Source organism: Mesorhizobium sp. P2_E10 (genome assembly GCF_056404235.1).
The window spans coordinates 329,491-348,571 of sequence record NZ_JBFUEK010000004.1 but is presented as its reverse complement, the minus strand read 5'-3'; the positions used below and the strand labels follow the sequence as shown (position 1 = coordinate 348,571).

At 62.1% G+C, this 19,081-nt stretch carries 18 protein-coding genes and 1 other RNA gene; 7 read left to right on the top strand and 12 right to left on the bottom strand.

The genetic code is table 11. The annotated features are described in order from the left end of the window. Nucleotides 1–49 precede the first annotated feature (49 nt). From AC1D0N_RS13600 to mraZ, 4 genes are read right to left on the bottom strand one after another with little or no spacing between them, the layout of a single operon-like run. Nucleotides 50–1,777: a peptidoglycan D,D-transpeptidase FtsI family protein gene (locus tag AC1D0N_RS13600; RefSeq protein ID WP_477244611.1), complete on the bottom strand. Its 1,728-nt coding sequence runs from the start codon at nt 1,775–1,777 to the stop codon at nt 50–52. After that, nucleotides 1,774–2,166: a cell division protein FtsL gene (gene ftsL / locus AC1D0N_RS13595; RefSeq protein WP_477244609.1), complete on the bottom strand. Its 393-nt coding sequence runs from the start codon at nt 2,164–2,166 to the stop codon at nt 1,774–1,776. Before ftsL ends, AC1D0N_RS13600 begins: the two co-directional genes overlap by 4 nt. A gap of 4 nt (nt 2,167–2,170) precedes the next feature. Next, the gene (gene rsmH, locus AC1D0N_RS13590; protein ID WP_477244607.1) at nt 2,171–3,187 is read right to left on the bottom strand and encodes a 16S rRNA (cytosine(1402)-N(4))-methyltransferase RsmH; all 1,017 of its coding nucleotides are present in this window, start codon (nt 3,185–3,187) and stop codon (nt 2,171–2,173) included. Then, nucleotides 3,184–3,642, bottom strand: a complete 459-nt coding sequence (gene mraZ / locus AC1D0N_RS13585) for a division/cell wall cluster transcriptional repressor MraZ (RefSeq protein WP_477244605.1) — start codon at nt 3,640–3,642, stop codon at nt 3,184–3,186. Before mraZ ends, rsmH begins: the two co-directional genes overlap by 4 nt. A 412-nt stretch (nt 3,643–4,054) precedes the next feature. Between mraZ and AC1D0N_RS13580 the strand changes: the two genes are divergently transcribed. Next, nucleotides 4,055–5,170, top strand: coding sequence for a cystathionine gamma-lyase (locus AC1D0N_RS13580; protein WP_477244603.1), 1,116 nt, complete (start codon nt 4,055–4,057; stop codon nt 5,168–5,170). A gap of 9 nt (nt 5,171–5,179) precedes the next feature. On the opposite strand, the gene AC1D0N_RS13575 is transcribed toward AC1D0N_RS13580, so the two are convergent. The 4 genes from AC1D0N_RS13575 to AC1D0N_RS13560 all read right to left on the bottom strand — a co-directional run bounded on the left by AC1D0N_RS13575 (nt 5,180) and on the right by AC1D0N_RS13560 (nt 7,006). After that, nucleotides 5,180–5,473: a type II toxin-antitoxin system RelE/ParE family toxin gene (locus AC1D0N_RS13575; RefSeq protein WP_477244601.1), complete on the bottom strand. Its 294-nt coding sequence runs from the start codon at nt 5,471–5,473 to the stop codon at nt 5,180–5,182. Next, entirely contained in the window at nt 5,470–5,754 is a 285-nt protein-coding gene (locus AC1D0N_RS13570) for a type II toxin-antitoxin system ParD family antitoxin (protein ID WP_477245021.1), read from the bottom strand. Before AC1D0N_RS13570 ends, AC1D0N_RS13575 begins: the two co-directional genes overlap by 4 nt. A gap of 177 nt (nt 5,755–5,931) precedes the next feature. Then, nucleotides 5,932–6,329: RNase P RNA component class A (gene rnpB / locus AC1D0N_RS13565), an RNA gene on the bottom strand. Between the two features lie 80 nt (nt 6,330–6,409). Beyond that, the gene (locus tag AC1D0N_RS13560) at nt 6,410–7,006 is read right to left on the bottom strand and encodes a lytic transglycosylase domain-containing protein (protein WP_477245019.1); all 597 of its coding nucleotides are present in this window, start codon (nt 7,004–7,006) and stop codon (nt 6,410–6,412) included. On the opposite strand from AC1D0N_RS13560, the gene AC1D0N_RS13555 reads away from it, so the two are divergent. Next, nucleotides 6,903–7,133, top strand: a complete 231-nt coding sequence (locus AC1D0N_RS13555; protein ID WP_477245028.1) for a hypothetical protein — start codon at nt 6,903–6,905, stop codon at nt 7,131–7,133. The two genes, AC1D0N_RS13560 and AC1D0N_RS13555, sit on opposite strands and share 104 nt — an antisense overlap. 165 nt (nt 7,134–7,298) lie before the next feature. Here AC1D0N_RS13555 and AC1D0N_RS13550 read toward each other — a convergent pair whose 3' ends face one another. The 3 genes from AC1D0N_RS13550 to AC1D0N_RS13540 form a co-directional block, all read right to left on the bottom strand. Continuing rightward, entirely contained in the window at nt 7,299–8,066 is a 768-nt protein-coding gene (locus AC1D0N_RS13550) for an N-acetylmuramoyl-L-alanine amidase (RefSeq protein WP_477244599.1), read from the bottom strand. After that, complete coding sequence (locus tag AC1D0N_RS13545) at nt 8,063–8,782, bottom strand: TerB family tellurite resistance protein (RefSeq protein ID WP_477244598.1); 720 nt, start codon at nt 8,780–8,782, stop codon at nt 8,063–8,065. Before AC1D0N_RS13545 ends, AC1D0N_RS13550 begins: the two co-directional genes overlap by 4 nt. Nucleotides 8,783–8,962: 180 nt before the next feature. After that, a complete protein-coding gene (locus AC1D0N_RS13540; RefSeq protein ID WP_477244596.1) occupies nt 8,963–9,166 on the bottom strand; it encodes a hypothetical protein in 204 nt (67 codons plus the stop codon). Between the two features lie 177 nt (nt 9,167–9,343). Here AC1D0N_RS13540 and AC1D0N_RS13535 point away from each other — a divergent pair, with 177 nt between their 5' ends. The 4 genes from AC1D0N_RS13535 (at nt 9,344) to AC1D0N_RS13520 (ending at nt 16,274) form a co-directional block, all read left to right on the top strand. After that, nucleotides 9,344–13,075 (top strand): hydantoinase B/oxoprolinase family protein, encoded by a 3,732-nt coding sequence (locus tag AC1D0N_RS13535; protein ID WP_477244594.1) that lies wholly within the window; start codon nt 9,344–9,346, stop codon nt 13,073–13,075. Nucleotides 13,076–13,135: 60 nt separating this feature from the next. After that, nucleotides 13,136–14,248, top strand: coding sequence for a low temperature requirement protein A (locus AC1D0N_RS13530; RefSeq protein ID WP_477244592.1), 1,113 nt, complete (start codon nt 13,136–13,138; stop codon nt 14,246–14,248). 98 nt (nt 14,249–14,346) lie between these two features. After that, nucleotides 14,347–15,594, top strand: coding sequence for a BtaA family protein (locus AC1D0N_RS13525; RefSeq protein ID WP_477244590.1), 1,248 nt, complete (start codon nt 14,347–14,349; stop codon nt 15,592–15,594). Further along, on the top strand, nt 15,591–16,274 hold the full coding sequence (locus tag AC1D0N_RS13520; RefSeq protein WP_477244588.1) for a class I SAM-dependent methyltransferase: 684 nt from the start codon (nt 15,591–15,593) through the stop codon (nt 16,272–16,274). Before AC1D0N_RS13525 ends, AC1D0N_RS13520 begins: the two co-directional genes overlap by 4 nt. A 404-nt stretch (nt 16,275–16,678) precedes the next feature. On the opposite strand, the gene AC1D0N_RS13515 is transcribed toward AC1D0N_RS13520, so the two are convergent. Continuing rightward, entirely contained in the window at nt 16,679–18,058 is a 1,380-nt protein-coding gene (locus AC1D0N_RS13515) for a serine hydrolase domain-containing protein (RefSeq protein ID WP_477244586.1), read from the bottom strand. A gap of 212 nt (nt 18,059–18,270) precedes the next feature. Between AC1D0N_RS13515 and AC1D0N_RS13510 the strand changes: the two genes are divergently transcribed. After that, entirely contained in the window at nt 18,271–19,068 is a 798-nt protein-coding gene (locus AC1D0N_RS13510) for a glycoside hydrolase family 25 protein (protein ID WP_477244584.1), read from the top strand. Nucleotides 19,069–19,081: the final 13 nt, after the last annotated feature.

The following is a 19,081-nucleotide window of genomic DNA, read 5'->3' as shown; positions in this document are numbered from 1 at the left end:
TCCGTTCATTGCAACAAAATAGCGCGCAGTTGCCGGCGCGCCCCAAGAATCACTGATAGGACACCAGCGTTGCACCATTTTCATGGCTGAAATCTGGCTTCACGCCAAGCATCGAAGCCGAACGGCGGATGATGTTCGCAACAATTGGCGCTGCATTCGAGCCGGCGGTGGCACCCATGCCGGGTTTTTCCGGCTTCGGCTCGTCGATGATCGACAAAACGATGTATTGCGGATCGTCCATCGGGAAGGAAGCGACGAAGGCGTTGAAACGCACCGTCGACGAGTAGCGGCCGTTGATGACCTTCTCGGCCGTACCGGTCTTGCCGCCGACGCGATAGCCCGGAACCCTGGCGTTCTTGCCCGAACCCTTCTCGGCGTTGAGCGAGTAGAGATAGCGCATGCCTTCAACGGTCTTTTCGTTGACCACTTTCTTGGCCACCGTCATCGCCTGCTCTTGCGTGCGCGGCAGGAATGTCGGCTCGATCAGATAGCCGCCATTCATCAGCGCGGCGCAACCGACCGCCGTCTGCAGCGGCGTCGTCGACACGCCGTGACCAAAGGCGATGGTGATCGAGTTGACCTTCTTCCACACCTTGGGTTCGGTGGGGCGGGCGACTTCCGGCAGTTCGGTCTGCATCTTCTCGAGGATGCCCATGCGATGCAGGAATTCGCGGTGGCCCTCGATGCCCACCACGTCGGCTTCCCGGGCCGAGCCGATGTTGGAGGAATAGATGAACACCTCCGGCACACTCAGCACCCGGTTCTTGCCGTGGAAGTCATGGATGGTCTGGTGGCCGATCTGGATCGGATGCGAGGCATCGAACCGGCTCTCCATCGTCACCTTGCCGGAATCGAGCGCCATGGCGGTGGTGAAACTCTTGAACGTCGAGCCCATTTCGTAGAGGCCGGCCGACATGCGGTTCAGCCGGTCCTTGTCCTGCGCATTGTAGGGATTGTTGGGGTCGAAATCCGGCACTGAGGCCATCGCCACCACTTCGCCGGTCTTGACGTTGAGCACCACGGCGCCGGCGGCGATGGCATGATATTTTTCCATGCCGTTGGCGATCTCGTCGCGCACGATGTGCTGAACACGCAGATCGACCGAAAGCTGCACCGGCTTCAAATCCTTGGCTATCGCCAGGCCCGACGCCTGAAGGTCGCTCAGGCCCTGCTCGTCAATGTACTTCTCCATGCCGGAGATGCCCTGATTGTCGATGTTGGTGAGGCCGACAATGTAGGACGAGGTTTCGCCGGCCGGATAGAACCGGCGCTTTTCGGTGCGGAAGCCAAAGCCGGGAATGCCGAGCTGCATGATGTCGGCCTGCTGCTTGGGCGTCAGCTGCCGCTGCAGCCAGACGAAGCCGGCGCCGCTCTTGAGCTTGTGATAGGTCTGCTCGTAATCGATCTCGGGAAGCACCGTCGACAGCTTTTCGATCGCCTCGTCGGCATCGACGATGCGGCGCGGCTCGGCAAACAGCGACGCCGTCTTGATGTCCGTCGCCAGCACTTCGCCGTTGCGGTCGACGATGTCGGGCCGCGACGCCGTCACCCGGCTCTGCGGACCGCCGGACATGTCGGGGTTCTGGAAGCCGAGATAGACCAGCCGCCCGGCGATGGTCGAATAGATGCCGAAGAACACTGCCATCGTCATCACGATGCGGGTCTTGGCCTTGCCGCCAGTCGCCTTGCGGGCGCCGTCGACGACGATCGAGCCGTCTTCGCCTGATTTTGCGCGACGCTTCAGCAATCTGCCCATCGTTGGCAATTTGACGATCATTGGACGATGCCTCCGGTCACCACCGGGTCCTTGCCCAAAGGCCCCTTGCCGGAATTGTCGGCCATGCCGCCCAGCCGCTGGGACGACAGGTCCTCGATGTTGACCGGTTTTGCCGGCAGATCGTCGAGCCCGACGATCTGGCGTGCATTGACCGGCTCGAGCGCGAGCTGCGATTTGTAGAGTTCAGCGAGTTTCTGCAGGCGCGACGGCTGGGTGAGGAGGCTCCAATCGGCCTTCAAGAGGTCGATCGTATCCTCCTCGTAGCGGATCTGCGCCTCGATCTTCTGCACCGACGCCAATTGTTCCTCGGCCTCGCGCTTGGTCTTGTAGGTCAGGGCCGCGGCCGAAACCATGACGGCGATAAGGACTATGTCGCTGGTACGAAACACGTGCTCACCTCTCTCTCGGCCGATCGATGCCGGGAAGCTTTGGAAGGCCGAAAATCGAAAAATCACCGGCGCGCGCCGGCGCCTCGGTGCGGATCGCAGCGCGCAGTCTTGCCGAGCGCGCCCGCGGATTGGCTGCTGTCTCGGTGTCGCCAGGCGTCACGCCGCCGCCGGCCTTGCCGAAGGTCGCCAGGCGCGTATGCGCTTCGGGCATGTGCCGCGAGCCGGTCGCGGCATCGGCGCGGTCGGCAATGAAGCGCTTGACGATGCGATCTTCCAGTGAATGGAACGTCACCACGACAAGCCGCCCGCCCGGCTTCAGCACGCGCTCGGCCGCAAACAGGGCCTTGGCCAATTCGCCGAGTTCATCATTTACGAAAATGCGCAACGCCTGGAAGACGCGGGTTGCCGGATGGATCTTGTCCTTGGGCGCACGGCCAATATGCGTTTCGATGGCGTCGGCGAGGTCGAGCGTGCGCTCGAACGGATGTTTTTCGCGGCGGCTCTCGATCATGCGGGCGATGCGGCCGGCATGGCGCTCTTCGCCGAGGAAGCCGAAGATGCGGGCAAGGTCGCCCATCTTGAAGGAGTTGACGACATCGGCCGCACTGAGGCCCGCCTGCGCCATGCGCATGTCGAGCGGCCCGTCGGTGCGGAATGAAAAGCCGCGCTCCGCCTGGTCGATCTGCATCGAGGAGACGCCGATGTCGAGCACCACGCCGTCGGCGCTTTCGACCTGCTCGTCCAGCGTCGAGAACGGCGCCTGGACAAGCTTGAGCCTGCCGCCCGACTGCTGTTCGAGGGCGCGTCCTGCCGCAATGGCATCCGGATCGCGATCGATGGCGACGACCGAAGCGCCGGTTGCGAGGATCGCCCTGGTGTAGCCGCCGGCGCCGAACGTGCCGTCGACGATCAAATCGCCGGTTTTTGGCGCGAGCGCCTCCAGCACTTCGGCAAGGAGGACCGGAATGTGACGGGTCGGTCCGCCAACGGCGCTGATATCATCGCCGTGACCCGCCATCATTCCGGCCGCTCCCCAGGCTTCGTCCCCTGCCGAAGCTGCAAAAGCCGCGCGCGTGCCTGCGCCCCATAGGCGGCAAGCTGTTTCGGTTCCCAGATCTGAAAGAAATTGCCGCGGCCGACAAAGGCCACTTCCGCCGAAATGCCGGTGTGCTCGCGGATGAAATCGCTCATCGTGATGCGGCCGTCCTGGTCGAGCTTCAGGAACGTTCCGTCGCCATGGCAGAAGAACGACATGTCGTCCGCCGTCTGCAAAAAAGGGTCTTCCAGCGCGATGCGCTGCTCGTAGCGGTCGAGCAGGTCGAGACCGCCGACATCCATCGCCGGAACATCCAGACAGCGCAGCGCATAGAGCTCCGAATAGCCGCGTTTCTGCACGACCGCGCGGAAATGCGCCGGAACGGAGACCCGCCCCTTCGCATCGATCCTGTTCACTGCGCTTGACAGAAACCGGTCCATTACGCGTTACAGCCGCTTCCGCCGCCGCACCCCTTTCCATCTTGTCGTCCGCGCCGCCGCTGCGCGTCCCCTGCCGAACATTCGCTTCATTCCCAAAGGCGAAACCCCGCAAACGCACAGCCGCTGCCGCGGCTGCCCGATTGGCGTACGCTTCACCCTGACGCGGAACGAAGGCTTTGGTATCGAAATGGGATATCATGGGGCACTATGGGCGTCAACGGGAACAGGCTTCACAAACGCACGCGCCACAACCGGTGAGAGCAGCTTTGACGGCACTCCCTTCTTTATCGTCCATTAAGCCTAACGAAGGGTTTAGAGCCGTCTGGCCCAACCGGAGGCGGCTTGCCGCAAGCCGTAGCCTGACGCTAGGGTCGGCCGCATTTCTCGACCAAGAAACAAGGTTTGAAAATCGATGTCCGAAACCGCCAGGTCACGCGCTGCGGCCCTTCCTCATCTGCGTCGCGACAGACTGGCAAAGGGCGACCCGATTCCGCTGCCCTTGACCATGGCCGCGATTTTTCACGCTCCCGGTGACGCCACCGGCTTTGATCAGTATGGCCGCTTCTCGAACCCGACCTGGGATGCGGTCGAGCACATGCTGGCGCATCTGGAAGATGCGCCATGCGTTGCCTTCCCCTCGGGGATGGCTGCGATCTCGGCGGTGTTTTTTGGGCTGCTCAAGGCCGGCGACCGCATCCTTCTGCCTTCGGATGGTTATCACACCACCAGGGCGCTGGCGGAGCGCTTCCTTAAATCGTTCGGTGTCAGCTACGACGTCAGGCCGACATCGAACTTCCTGGACGGTGGTTTCGATGGCTATCGCCTCGCCTTCGTCGAAACCCCCGCCAATCCCGGCCTGGACATCTGCGACATCGCGGCTGTCACCCAGGCCGCTCATAGCGCAGGCGCGCTGCTCGTCGTCGACAACACGACGATGACGCCGTTCGGCCAGCGCCCGCTCGATCTCGGCGCCGATATCGTCATTGCCGCCGACACCAAGGCGCCCAACGGCCATTCCGACGTGCTGTTCGGCCATGTCGCCAGCCGCAATGCCGATATCATCGCTGCCGTGACCGACTGGCGGGAGACTTCCGGCGCCATTCCCGGACCGTTCGAAGCGTGGCTGGTGCATCGCGGCCTCGAAACGCTGGATGTGCGTTTCGACCGCATGTGTTCTTCCGCCGAAGTGATTGTGCGGCGGCTGAAAGACCATCCTGGGGTCAGCGGCCTGCGCTACCCCGGCCTCGAAGGCGATCCTTCGCACAACCTTGCCCGTGCCCAGATGGAACGCTTCGGCTTTCTCATCTCCTTCGTGCTGGCTTCGGAGAACAAGGCTGAGGATTTCATCAACAATTGCGCGCTGATGCAGGCCGCCACATCCTTTGGCGGCGTCCACACCTCGGCTGAACGGCGATCGAAAAGAGGCGATGCCGTCGCGCCCGGCTTCGTGCGCCTGTCGGTCGGCTGCGAGCCGGTGGAGGAACTGTGGCAGGCAATCGAGGCATCGCTCGACAAGCTCGGCGTCTGAGTGGAGCCGTCACGAATTCAGGTCGTCAGCCTCGATCTTGCGCCGGCCATGCAGGACGCGCAGGATTTCAATGGCGCCGTCAGCGATGCGGTAGAACGTAAGATATTCCCCCAGGACCAGGTGGCGGATACCTGGAGCAATGTCTTCGCGCGGCGCACCGGAGAACGGATGCAAAGCCAACAAGCGCCATCGCGCTTCAAAAGCATCCACCAGGCGAACCGCAGCAAATGGATTGTCGGCCGCGACATAGTCGCCAATAGCTTCAAGGTCGACTTCCGCCTGAGGAAGCAGGCGGTATTTCACTCATGGAAGCCTTTAGCCTCGGCCATTCTTAGATATTTCGCGCGCAACCGCTCCATGATTGGTTGCCCGTCCAGCGCCGGCCCGCTGTCGATTCCCTCCTGCACCAGCTTGCGCAATTCTTCCAGCGTGTAGCCATGCAGGTCGCGCCGGTCCTTCCATTGCCGCAAAGCGTCGCGGATCACTTCGCTTGCCGAGGCATATTCCCCCGCAGCCACCACATCGTCGACCGCCGCCGCCAGTTCCGGCGACAGCGTGATGCTGCGCTTGTCGACATGGCCCATGACGGCCCTCCTGATGCTATCTATTCGAGCAAGGTACGATTTAATCGCACCAATTTCAACAAAAGCTGCCACCTCTGTCCCAAGTTGATTCAGTTTCTGAAGCGGCTGAATCAACAGTCGCGCCCGAAGACGCAACCTGCTGATATCAGCCGATTTCACTGCAATATCGTGGAAAGAATTGCCAGCTGGCCTGTAAGCCGGGTTCTGTATGGCCCTCGCCCCTTGCGGTGCGAGAACGTGGCGGCCATTCATCTTGGGCGCATGTTGCCATGCGCCTCACGCAACCTACCCGAACGGTGAGCCGGAAACAGCCCTCGAGAGTTTCCCCTCGCACCGTCCCTATTCGGTCTTGCTCCCGGTGGGGTTTACCGTGCCGCTCCTGTTGCCAGTCGCGCGGTGGGCTCTTACCCCACCCTTTCACCCTTGCCCCGATAAATCGTGGCGGTTTGCTTTCTGTGGCACTTTCCCTGGGGTCGCCCCCGCCGGCCATTAACCGGCACCGTGTCTCCATGGAGCCCGGACTTTCCTCACCCGCAGCCTTTCGACTTCGCGGGTGCGGCCGCCCGGCCAGCTGGCAAGGCGTATAAAGAGGTTCAGGCTCGAAAACGCAAACGAAAAAGCCGGCGATCAGCGCCGGCTCTCGTTTGCCGGGCGATCAGAGCGCGGCCATCTGCACCTTGACCTTGCCGCAATAGGCGGCCGACACCGGGTTCATCCGCTTGGCGGCATGGCCGGCATTGTATTTCAGGATGGTGCCGCAGGTCGTGCCGCCACCAAGATCCTGCGCCATGGCGAGGTACTTCATGCCGTATTTGATGTTGGTGTCCGGATCGAACAGGCCCTTGACCGAGCCGTTGTACCCCATCATCCGCGCCGTCGCCGGCTTGATCTGCATCAGGCCGATCTCGCCGGCGCTGCCGACCAGATTCGGCCGATAATTGCTTTCGACGGTGATGACCGCCTTGGCGAGCGACACCGGCACGCCGTAGCTGGCGGCATAGCGGGCGACGATCGCCGAATACTGCCCACCGCCGGCCATCTGCGAAATCGATATCGACATCGCTGCGTTCTGCGGGCCGATCGACGCCGTTGTCATCCGATCGACCGCCTTCCGGTTGCGTTTGGTATGCCGCCTGGAGCCCGACTTCTTGGTCTTTACGGCAGCTGCCTTTTCCACTTTTGCGGTGGCGGTTCTCTTCACCTTTTCACCATGGCCCGCTTTCGGCGTGACGGTTTTGCCGGATGCTACAATGAAACCCTGGTCTGCCCTCTGGCTCAATGGCGCGCCATTGGCAGCACCGATGGCAAAAGTCATTACGCCGGCAGCAACAGCTGCCGTTAAAACGGTCAATTTCTGCATGTGGTCCTGTTCTGTCTGAACCGCGCGAAGATCTTCACGCAGCAACGCCTAATCAATATCGAAACATCCGGGGGGATAGATGTCCAATAACTTGCACAAGCTGCCTTTGACGGTCGAATTGGCGTCAAACAAGGCGGGGCAAGTCACTTTGAGTGACAGGTTGTAATTTAACGTCTGGAACAGACTATGTGGACAAAATTGTCCTTGCGGAAGCCAGCAGCCTTTCCAGCGTGCGGATTGTCGAGCCGTCGGCCACACCATCGACCAAGCGCGGTCGGAAATGGCGTTGAAAAGCCTCGACGACGATTTCGGTCTGCCGGTCGAAAGCGCCTGTTATCTCCACGCCATAGCCGTAGAGCGCCAGCATCGATTGCAACGCTTCGACCTCGGCGCCCGCATCGCCGGCCGTCAGCACGGCCCCGCGCCTGATCGGCGCCGCCGTGACCATATGGCCGACACCAGCGGCGAAGAGGAGCTGCCACGGGAATTTCTCGCCCGGATCGATCTTGCGGCCCGGCGCCACGTCGGAATGGGCCAGTACCCGTTGGGCCGGGATGGCATGGCGCCGGATGATCCCCTTGCACAGGCCGATCACCGCTTTGACTTGCCTCCGGGGAAAACCGGGATAGCCAAGCGTATGCCCTGGATTGACGATCTCGATGCCGACCGAACAGGAGTTGATGTCGGCGCGTCCGAACCACGAACCCTTGCCGGCATGCCAGGCACGATCGCTCTCGCGCACCATCTGCACGATGCGGCCATCCTCGTGGACGAGATAGTGCGAGGAGACCTCGCTGGCCGGATCGCACAGCCATGCTTCGGCGCCAGCGCCTGTCGCCATGCCGGTGTAGTGCAGCACGATCATGTCCGGCCTGAGCGTCTCGCGCCGCGGGCCGAAATTCGGCGATACCCTTACCTCGGCGCTCGGCTCGTCGGGCAGGAAGCCGCTCATGCGTGCCTGAGGCCCCGCTCGATCATCTCATAGGCCGTGTTGATCGCCGCCAGCCTGGTCGTGGCGATCTTGATGAACTCCTGTGGCAGGCCGCGCGCGATCAACCGGTCCGGATGATTGTCGGAAACCAGCTTGCGATAGCGCTTCCTGACTTCCTCGAACGTCTTTCCCCGCTCGATGCCGAGCACCACATAGGGATCGGCGGCGCCAAGATTGACGTGCCGCGCCAGGATGCTTTCGTAGTGCGCCTCGTCGATTTTGAAAATCTCGGCGATCCGGTGCAGGAACAGGCCTTCGTGCTCGTGGATCAGGCCGTCGGCCTTGGCGATGTGGAACAACCCGTCGAGTATGTCCTCCAGCATCATGCAGTTCGCATGGCCCGAGCCGCACAGTTGCGCCATGCGCTCGGCATAGGTCTCGAATCCGGCGACATCGCGCTTGGCCAGATCGTAGAGCCGCGCCACGTTGCGCGTCTGCTCTCTCGGCACCTCGAATATTTCCTGGAAGGCGCGCACCTCGTCCTGGGTGACGATGCCATCGGCCTTGGCCATCTTGGCCGACAGCGCAATCATCGCCACCGAGAAGGCAACGCGCCGGCGCAGATCCGCATCGCCGGAGAAAACCGTGCGCACGGCTTCGACCACTTCGGCGACGCCCGAAGTAGCTGAAGAGGAAACGCGGGTGATGAACTCGCCGAGGCGATCCCAAATCGACATGAAGGCTTATTAGGGCCGCCGGCCACCGCTATCAAGCGAAGACAGTGCCGCAGGCGCCGCCAACCGGTTCACGAAGAGGTCACCAACTCGGCAGCAGCCGCGCTGCGCCGCCAGGCATCACAAGGAAAGGCCGGCATAAAGCCGGCCTCCCTACTCGTCAGAACTCAACTCGTCACGCTACTACTGCGCAGGGGCAGCAGGAGCCGGTGTTGCCGGAGCCGGTTCAGCAGGCTTCGTTGCATCCGGAGCAGCAGGCTGCAGCGGCTGATCGGCGGCCGGCGGGTTGGTGCTCTGGGTGGTGGTGTTGTCCGTGCCGCTATCGCTGCACGCGGCTACGCCGAGCAGCGCAAGGGCGGAAATCGACGCGAGAATGAGCTTTTTCATAACATCTCTCCTTCAAGACACGCTCACATTGCCGTGAGCGATCGAAAGGAAAATGCGCCAGCAGGCCATGAGTTTCGTAACGTTGCGTGTCCGCATGTAACATCCAGCGCTTGACCGTTGCCGCCCAAGCCATTGCGAACTAACAGATGGCATCGATGAAAGTGCCGGGGCTACCGCATGAGCGCACAATGGGATTTCTGGATCGACCGCGGCGGCACCTTCACCGATGTCATCGGCCGCGATCCGCAGGGCTGCCTGCATCCCAAAAAACTTCTGTCGGAAAATCCCGAAGCCTATGCCGACGCCGCCATCCAGGGCATTCGCGACCTGCTCGGCGTTCAATCCGGCGCTCCCATCCCCCCGGGCCTGATCGGCGACGTCAAGATGGGCACCACGGTGGCCACTAATGCGCTGCTGGAGCGCAAGGGCGACCGCGTGCTGCTGCTCATCACCAAGGGATTTCGCGATGCGCTGAAGATCGCCTATCAGGCGCGGCCCGACATCTTCGCCAAGGAGATCATCCTCCCCGAGCAGCTCTATGAGCGCGTCATCGAGATCAACGAGCGGGTGCGCGCCGACGGCTGCGTCGAACAGTTGCTCGACATCGCCGCCTGCCGGCCGGCGATCGAGCAGGCCAAGGCCGACGGCATCGATGCGGTGGCCATCGTCTTCATGCATGCATGGAAATATCCCGACCACGAAAAGGCGGTGGCAAGGGTCTGCCGAAAACTTGGGTTCGGCCAGATCTCGGTCAGCCACGAGGTCTCGCCATTGATCAAACTGGTCGGCCGCGGCGACACCACGGTGGTCGACGCCTATCTGTCGCCGATCCTATCGCGTTATGTGCAAAGGGTGGCGGGGGAAATCGGTCCGTCCCCTCACCTGATGTTCATGATGTCGTCAGGCGGTCTCACCGCCGCCGATATGTTCCAGGGCAAGGACGCGTTGCTGTCCGGACCGGCCGGCGGCGTCGTCGGCATGGTCGAGACGGCAAAACGCGCCGGCTTCGAAAAAGTCATCGGCTTCGACATGGGCGGCACCTCGACCGACGTCGCGCATTACGACGGCGACTATGAACGCGCCTTCGACACTGAGGTCGCCGGCGTGCGCATCCGCGCGCCGATGATGCGCATTCACACCGTCGCCGCCGGCGGCGGTTCGATCCTGCACTACGAGGCCGGGCGTTTCCGCGCCGGCCCGGACTCGGCCGGCGCCAATCCCGGCCCCGCCGCCTACCGACGCGGCGGCCCGCTGGCTGTCACCGACGCCAATGTCATGCTCGGCAAGCTGCAGCCGGATTTCTTCCCGGCCATTTTCGGACCCGGACAGAACGAAGCTCTCGACGTCGAGACGGTGCGTGCAAAGTTCACGGCGCTTGCCACCGAGATCGGCGATGGCCGAACACCCGAGGCCGTCGCCGAGGGCTTCATCACCATCGCCGTCGAGAACATGGCCAACGCCATCAAGAAGATTTCCGTGCAGCGCGGCTATGACGTCACCGAATATCTCCTAAACTGTTTTGGTGGCGCCGGCGGCCAGCATGCTTGCCTGGTTGCCGATGCGCTCGGCATGGAAGCCGTGTTGATCCACCCCTTCTCCGGCCTGCTTTCGGCCTATGGCATCGGCCTGTCATCGGTGTTTGCCTCGCGCCAGCAGGCGCTACTGAAGCCCCTTGCCGAAGAGTCCAGAACCGAAATCGGCAGCCTCATTGCCACCTTGAGGAAAGCGGTCATCGCCGAGCTCGCGGCGCAAGGCATCGCCGAGGATGCGGTTGCCGCGAAACCGGTGCTGCACATCCGCTATGACGGCACCGACACGACACTGCCGGTGAATTTCGAGGAAGCCTCGATTTTCCAGGCCAGGCGCGATTTCGAAACCGCCCACAAGGCGCAGTTCGGCTTCATCTATGACGACAAGCCGATGATCATCGAGACCGTCGGCGTCGAAGGCACCGACACCGGCGGCACCGGCCGCGACGAAAGCGATTCAGTTCTTGAGGACATCGTCGCAAGTCCTTCCAAGAGTCGGAAAATCTTTGCCGATGGCATCTGGCACGATGCCGGCATCTTCCTCCGTGAAGCGCTCAAGCCGGGCAACAAGATCGCCGGCCCTGCCCTGATCATCGAGCCAAACCAGACCATCGTCGTCGAGCCCGGCTGGCAGGCCGAGATCACCGCCAAGGACCATGTGCTCCTGCGCCGCATCGAAGAGAAGCAGCGCAAGGCGGCGCTCGGCACCAAGGCTGATCCGGTGATGCTGGAAGTCTTCAACAACCTCCTCATGTCGATCGCCGAACAGATGGGCGTGACGCTGCAGAACACCGCCTATTCGGTCAACATCAAGGAACGGCTGGATTTCTCCTGCGCCGTCTTCGACCGCACCGGCGCGCTGGTTGCCAATGCGCCGCATATGCCGGTGCATCTCGGCTCGATGGACCGCTCGGTCGAGACCATCATCCGGTTGAACTCGGGCGACATCCACCCCGGCGACGTCTTTGCCCTCAACGCACCCTACAATGGCGGCACGCATCTGCCCGACATTACCGTGGTGACGCCTGTATTTTCCCTCCCCCTCGAGGGGAGGGTGGCCGCGAAGCGGCCGGGTGGGGTCCTCTCAGAAGGAACCACCGGAACGTCTAGCACTGCCGCAGCGACCCCCTCCGCCGCCTTCGGCGGCACCTCCCCCTCAAGGGGGGAGGAGATACTCTTCTACGTTGCCTCACGCGGCCACCATGCCGATATCGGCGGCACCGCGCCCGGCTCGATGACGCCGCTGGCCACCACGGTCGACGAAGAAGGCGTGTTGTTCGACAATTTCCGCATCGTCGATCGCGGAAAATTCCGCGAGGCGGAACTGCACACGCTGCTCACCGATCATCGCTGGCCGGCGCGCAATCCGCACCAGAACATCGCCGACCTCAAGGCGCAGATCGCCGCCAATGAAAAAGGCGTCGCCGAATTGCGCAAGATGGTCGCGCATTTCGGTCTCGGCGTGGTCGAAGCCTATATGGGCCATGTCCAGGACAATGCCGCCGAAAGCGTGCGCCGCGTGCTGGAGCGGTTGCCGGATTCGTCGCAATACGAATACCCGACCGACACCGGCCAGGTCATCAAGGTGAAGATGTCAGTCGACCGGCAAAAGCGCGAGGCAACGGTCGACTTCACCGGCACATCGCCGGTGATGAAGAACAATTTCAACGCGCCGGAGCCGGTTGCCCGCGCAGCCGTGCTCTATGTTTTCCGCGTCATGGTCGAGGACATGATCCCTATGAATGCCGGGTGTCTGCGGCCCATCAACATCATCATCCCAGACGGTTGCATGCTGAAGCCGGCCTATCCAGCCGCGGTCGTCGCCGGCAATGTCGAGACCTCACAGCATGTCACCAACGCGCTGTTCGGCGCCATGGGCGCGATGGCCAACGCGCAAGGCACGATGAACAACCTCACCTTCGGCAACAAGCAGTACCAGTATTACGAGACGATCTGCTCAGGCTCGCCGGCCGGACAGATGAACTCCGGCCGTGGTTTTGCCGGCACTTCCGGTGTTCACACCCACATGACCAATTCGCGCCTCACCGATCCCGAAGTGCTGGAACTGCGTTTTCCTGTCCTGCTCGAGGATTTCCACATCCGCGAAGGTTCGGGCGGCAAGGGCAAATGGAGCGCCGGTGACGGCACCAAACGCACCATCCGCTTCCTCGAAAAGATGGAATGCGCCATCCTGTCCTCGCATCGCAACCGCCCGCCGCAAGGCATGGACGGCGGCGGTGATGGCGAGGTTGGCTCGACCAAGGTCCGCCGCAAGAATGGTCAGGTCGACATGCTGAAGGCCTGTGACCAGACGGTGCTTGAGGCTGGCGATGCCGTCATCCTGACGACACCGACGCCTGGCGGTTTTGGTCGGCCATGACGGGTGCTTGCTAGACGCCTGTCGGCGGGGCAATGGTGCGGCAGGTCAGGAGGCGGGTCGATGAGCGAAAGCGAACACGAAGAGGCGACGCATGTCGCATCGATCGAACTGTTCTTCGACCTTGTCTTCGTTTTCGTCATCACCCAGTTCACGCAGCTTGTCGAAGAAGCCCACTCGCTGGGCGATATTCTTCTGGTATTGTTGGTGCTGGTGCCTGTGTGGTGGATGTACGCGGCCTTCAGCTGGCTGACCAACAATGCCGGTGAGAGTACGCTGCTGCGCCTGATCCTGATCGCCGCGATGGCAGGGTTTCTGGTGATGGCAATCGCCATCCCCGATGTCTTCGGCGACGGCGCGCTTGTCTTCGGCTTCTCCTACCTCTTTGTCGTCATCCTGCATCTGTTCGGCTTTGCCTGGCGCGGTCGCCATGGCGCAGCGCGCGCCATCCTGGCCACCATGCCGATCAATCTCGGCGCATCCGCGCTGCTGATCGGCGTTGCCCTGGTGGACAAGCCCTGGAAGTGGCCGTTGCTTGTCGCCACGACGCTCATCTTTGTCATCCAGATCGTCCGCATGATTACCACGCATGAACAGCGTTTCGCTCTAAGCGGCGGCCATTTCGCCGAGCGGCACCGCCTGATCGTCATCATCGCGCTTGGCGAGTCGATCGTGGCCGTCGCGGTGGGTACCGGCGGCAACGCCACCGAAATCAGCGGGCTTTCAGGTCTGGCGCTGGCCCTGGCACTGGTCGCGGCACTGTGGTGGAGCTATTTCGACCACGAAGACCAGCGCGCCGAAGACCATTTCGTCAATGCCGCGCCCGACATGCGCACCCGCATGGCTCTTCTCGGTTACTGGGGCGGCCACCTCGTCTTGCTGTTCGGCATCATCCTGGTTTCGGCCGGCATCAGGGAATTGCTCGATACAGGCCATGACGCCTCGTCGCATGCTCCATGGCTGCTCAGTGGAGGCATCTCGGTGTTCATGGTTGGCGAGATGCTCTTTCGGGCAATGCTGGGCATTCGCCCCCTGCTGAACAAGCTTGTCGCCGCGGTGCTTGCGCTTGCCCTCGGCCTGATCGGCTCGGCATGGCAGCCAATGGTCTTTCTGGCCATTGCCACCGCGCTCGTCATCGGTGTTGCCGCGGCCGAACGGCGATTCCAGGTGCGCTAGCCCCAACCCTGGCATTTGCATTGCCAACTGCCACTGTCATGCACCTGTCATCAGCCGGCGCTACCCGCTTGCGACAAAGCAAATGGGGAATCAGCGGCATGACGGACGTTTCCGGAGAACTGGTTTTTCGCCGCGGCAAGGAAGTTGGAAAAGCCGTCTACCAGAACCGCCCGCTGTCGAAGGCCGGCCTCTCCGAACGGCTTTTTGCCTTGCTGTTTTCCGGCCTCGTCTATCCGCAGATCTGGGAAGATCCCGATGTCGACATGGATGCCATGCAGCTTGGCAAGGGTCACCGCGTCGTCACCATCGCCTCCGGCGGCTGCAACATCCTCGCCTATCTCACGCGGTCACCGGACCGGATCGATGCCGTCGATCTCAACGCCGCCCACATCGCGTTGAACCGCATGAAGCTCGAGGCGGTGCGCCATCTGCCCTCGCAGCGCGACCTGTTCCGCTTCTTCGGCGCCGCTGATACCCGTCACAATTCGGAAGCCTACGACCGCTTCATCGCCCCGCATCTCGACCCGGTCAGCCGTCACTATTGGGAACACCGCAGTTGGCGCGGCCGTCGCCGCATCGCCGTCTTCGACCGCAATTTCTACCAGACCGGCCTGCTCGGCCTGTTCATCGCCATGGGCCATCGCACTGCCAAATTCTTCGGCGTCAACCCGGCCGGCATCATGGAAGCCAAAAGCATCGCCGACCAGCGCCGCTTCTTCAACGAGGAGCTGGCCCCGGTCTTCGAAAAGCCACTGCTGAAATGGGCGACGTCACGCAAGGCCTCGCTGTTCGGCCTCGGCATTCCGCCGGCGCAATATGATTCACTGATAACCTCGGGCGACGGCACCATGGCCAGTGTGTTGAAGGCCCGCCTCGAAAAGCTTGCTTGCGACTTTCCGCTGGAGAAAAACTATTTCGCCTGGCAGGCTTTTGCCCGCCGCTATCCGAACCCCGGCGAAGCCGCCCTGCCCGCCTATCTCGAAGAGCGCAACTACAAGGCGATCCGCAACAACATCGATGGCGTTGCCATCCACCACGCCAATCTGATCGAGTTCCTGGCCGGCAAGGACGCTGGTTCCGTCGACCGCTTCGTCCTGCTCGATGCGCAGGACTGGATGACCGACGACCAGCTCAATGCGCTGTGGGCAGAAATCACCCGCACGGCCTCGGCAGGCGCGCGTGTCATTTTCCGCACCGCCGCCGAACCCAGCCTGTTGCCCGGCCGCGTGTCGAATTCGCTGCTTGATCAATGGCGCTATGAGGACGAGGCTTCGCGTGAGTTTTCAGCCCGCGACCGCTCGGCCATCTATGGCGGCTTCCATCTCTATGTGAAGCAGGCCGCATGAGCACGACCGAGCTGCCGGCCAGCCATGCCGAGCTGATGGACGGCGTCTACCGCTGGCAGCGCCATATCTACGACCTGACCCGCAAATATTATCTGCTTGGCCGCGACCAGATGATATCGGGGCTGGATGTGCCGGCCGGCGGCACGGTGCTGGAACTCGGCTGCGGCACCGGTCGCAACATCATCCTCACCGCCCGCCGCTACCCCGATGCCCGCTTCTTCGGCCTCGACATTTCGGCCGAGATGCTGGAGACAGCCGGTGCCGCCATTGCCCGCGAAGGCCTGTCCGGTGCTGTTGTGCTGGCACGCGGCGACGCCACCGATTTCAGTGCGAAGGCTCTGTTCGGCATCGAGCATTTCGACCGTATTTTCGTGTCGTATTCGCTGTCGATGATACCCGGCTGGGAGAAGACGGTGGCGGCAGCATTCGCCGCGCTTGCGCCCGAGGGGTCATTGCATGTCGTCGACTTCGGCCAGCAGGAAGGCCTGCCGCGCTGGTTCCGCACCCTGCTGCGCGGCTGGCTCAGGAAATTCCATGTCGCGCCGCGTGAATCTCTGCGCGAGGTTCTCGAATCGGAAGCTGCGAGAATCGGGGCAAGCCTCCGATTCCAAAGGCTTTATCATGGCTATACGTCGCTCGCGGTCATCAGGCGCGCAAGTAACCGGGGCAGCGCCGGTTGAGGCCTTGGCGGCTGTCCAGGACAGTTCGACGCAACGCACGAAAAATGGTATATCGGCCCGTCTCTATTTCCCTCAAGGAGGAGAACATGAGTGCGCGGGGACTCTTTTCGTTAGCTGCTTGCATGATTTTTTTGAGCTCGTCTGCAATGAGCAACTCGAGCCTGAATGTGCCAACCAAGTTGAATATTTCATACCCTGGCAATACCGAACAACAAAGCCGGCCGACAAACCAATTTCTTCAGACTGCGCAGCAGGATGTCTGCTGTCCTGGTGGCTATCCCTGGTATCGCAATTCGACAAATACGTGCTACGGCAGCTATGAAGACTGCCACGATACTGATGGCGGAGGTTGGTCCTGCAGACAGGTCAACGCCTGCTAGGATCATGACCGATTAGATCGCGTGCTAGTGCAGCGCTTTGACCAGCGCTGCCGCCATCGTCTGCGGCCGATAGCCGAGCTTGGCCGGCGTCAGCCCCAGCCGCACCACCACCAGTTGCTCGGACGGGATGATGGCGACCGTCTGCCCATCATGGCCCTCCATCCAGTAGGTATCCTTGGGCAGGCCTGAGGCAATGCCGGCGCCGGGGCTTCCCTCGTCGCCCGGGCCTTCGATCCAAAGCTGGCCCTTGCCGTAGACCTTTGAGGCCGGTGCCGGCTCCCGCATCCAGTCGACGAAGCCGGCCGGCAGAATGTCCTGGCCGTTCCAGACGCCACCCTGCAGCAGGAATTGACCGAAGCGCGCCCAGTCATGCGCCGTGGCATAGAGATAGGACGAGCCGACAAAAGTGCCCTGCTCGTCGGTTTCCAGCACGGCGCTGTTCATACCGAGCAGCCCGAACAATGCGGTCCGCGGCCACTCCAGCGCCTTATCCTTGTCGCCGATGGCGTCCTGCCACAGCCGCGACAGCATCACCGCCGTGCCGCTCGAATAGGAAAACACCTTGCCGACGTCGCCATTCAGCGGCTTGGCAGCGGCAAAGCCGGCCATGTCGGGTTCGAGGTAGAGCATGCGTGTGACGTCGGCGACGTCGCCATAGTCCTCGTTGAACTCCAGCCCGCTCGACATCGCCATCATGTCGGCAAGGCTTATGGCGGCGCGGCCATCAACCTTCCATGGCGCGAACAACCCCTTGTCGGTGACAGTCATCTTGCCGTCCTTGACCAGCGTGCCAAGGATCGCCGCATTCACCGTCTTGGTCATCGACCAGCCGAGCAGCGGGGTCTTTGGCGAAAAGCCGTCGCCATAGCGCTCGGCAACGATATGGCCGTTTTTCACCACCACCACGGCCCGCATCCCGGTGCCTGTCTCGCCCGGATCGTCGAGAATTTTGGCGACCTCGGGATCCTGTGAGCTGTCGACCCGCTCGCCCTCCGGCCACAACACGTCCTGCTTGGTAGCGGCCGGTTCGATATGGATCGACGTCTGCCGCGCTTTGGTAACGTTCCCGTCGGGAACCGACGCACAGCCGAGACCATCGCGGGAAACCGCAATACCCTTGCCGAGCACGCCGAACAGGCCCGCCGAGACCGTCCCCCTATTCTTGTCCACAGACACCCGCATCAGCCTGAGCAACGGGTGACCAGGCGCCTGGACATCGATGGCCAGAACATCGTTGGCATCGCGTCCGGCGATGAAGACATTCGAGCAGACGATCTTGGCCGAATAGCCCGAACCGACGCGGATCAGTTCCGGCGGCGCGATATAGAGCCAGGCAACCAGCGCCGCGATCGCCAGCACGACCAGCCCCAGGAACCATCTGACCATCTTCACAACGATCCGCATTTTTCCGCCCTTAGGGTTCGCGTTCGGACTTATGTCATCGATTTGCCGCCATTGCTTCCGCAAAATCGGCGTTCTTGTCGAGCGCCATCAACCTGTTATCAACCATGATCGGCGATCACTGGAGAATCAGGCGATGCTGTGGGGCGATCGCCCGAGGGGCACCTGTAACAACAACCCAACAGCGACCGGCTGATTCCGGCTCGGGAAATGCGATGCGCCGTTTCGCGGCCCTCATCACGTTGACGCTGCTGGCTGCATGCTCGACCGTCGGCGACCTTGTGCCGGTCATGTCCTCGTCCAGCAGCCCGACGGTTGCGGTGCGTGCCCCGCGCTTCGAGGACTCCAAGCCGCATGAATGGGACAGCGGCGCGCCGTGGAACTATGCCATTCACGGCACCGACGTTTCCAAATACCAGACCTCGGTCGACTGGCCGGCGGCCAAGGCCAGCGGCATTTCGTTTGCCTTCATAAAGGCAACCGAAGGCGGCGACCGTTTCGACGAGTATTTCAACGAGCATTGGGCGCGCACGAAAGCCAACGGGATTCCGCGCGCGGCCTATCATTTCTTCTATTTCTGCACGCCTGCCGCCACGCAGGCGCGCTGGTTCATCGAGAACGTGCCCGTTGACCGTTCGGCGATGCCGCCGGTTCTCGACATGGAATGGAACCCGAAATCGCCAACCTGTCGGTTGCGCCCGGACCCGGCCACGGTGCGCGCAGAGATGACCACTTTCCTCGAAATGGTCGAACGGCACTATGGCAAGAAGCCGATCATCTACACTTCGGTCGATTTCTTCGACGACAACAACCTGTCGACCTTCCGCGGCTATCCCTACTGGCTGCGTTCGGTCGCCGGACACCCGCGCCAGAAATACGGCAGCCATCCCTTCACCTTCTGGCAATACACCGGAACCGGCATCGTTCCGGGCATGACCGGCAAGAGCGACATCAACGTTTTCAACGGCACGGAAGCTGCCTGGAACAAGTGGTTGCGGCAGAACACCCGATAACACCGGGTTCAAT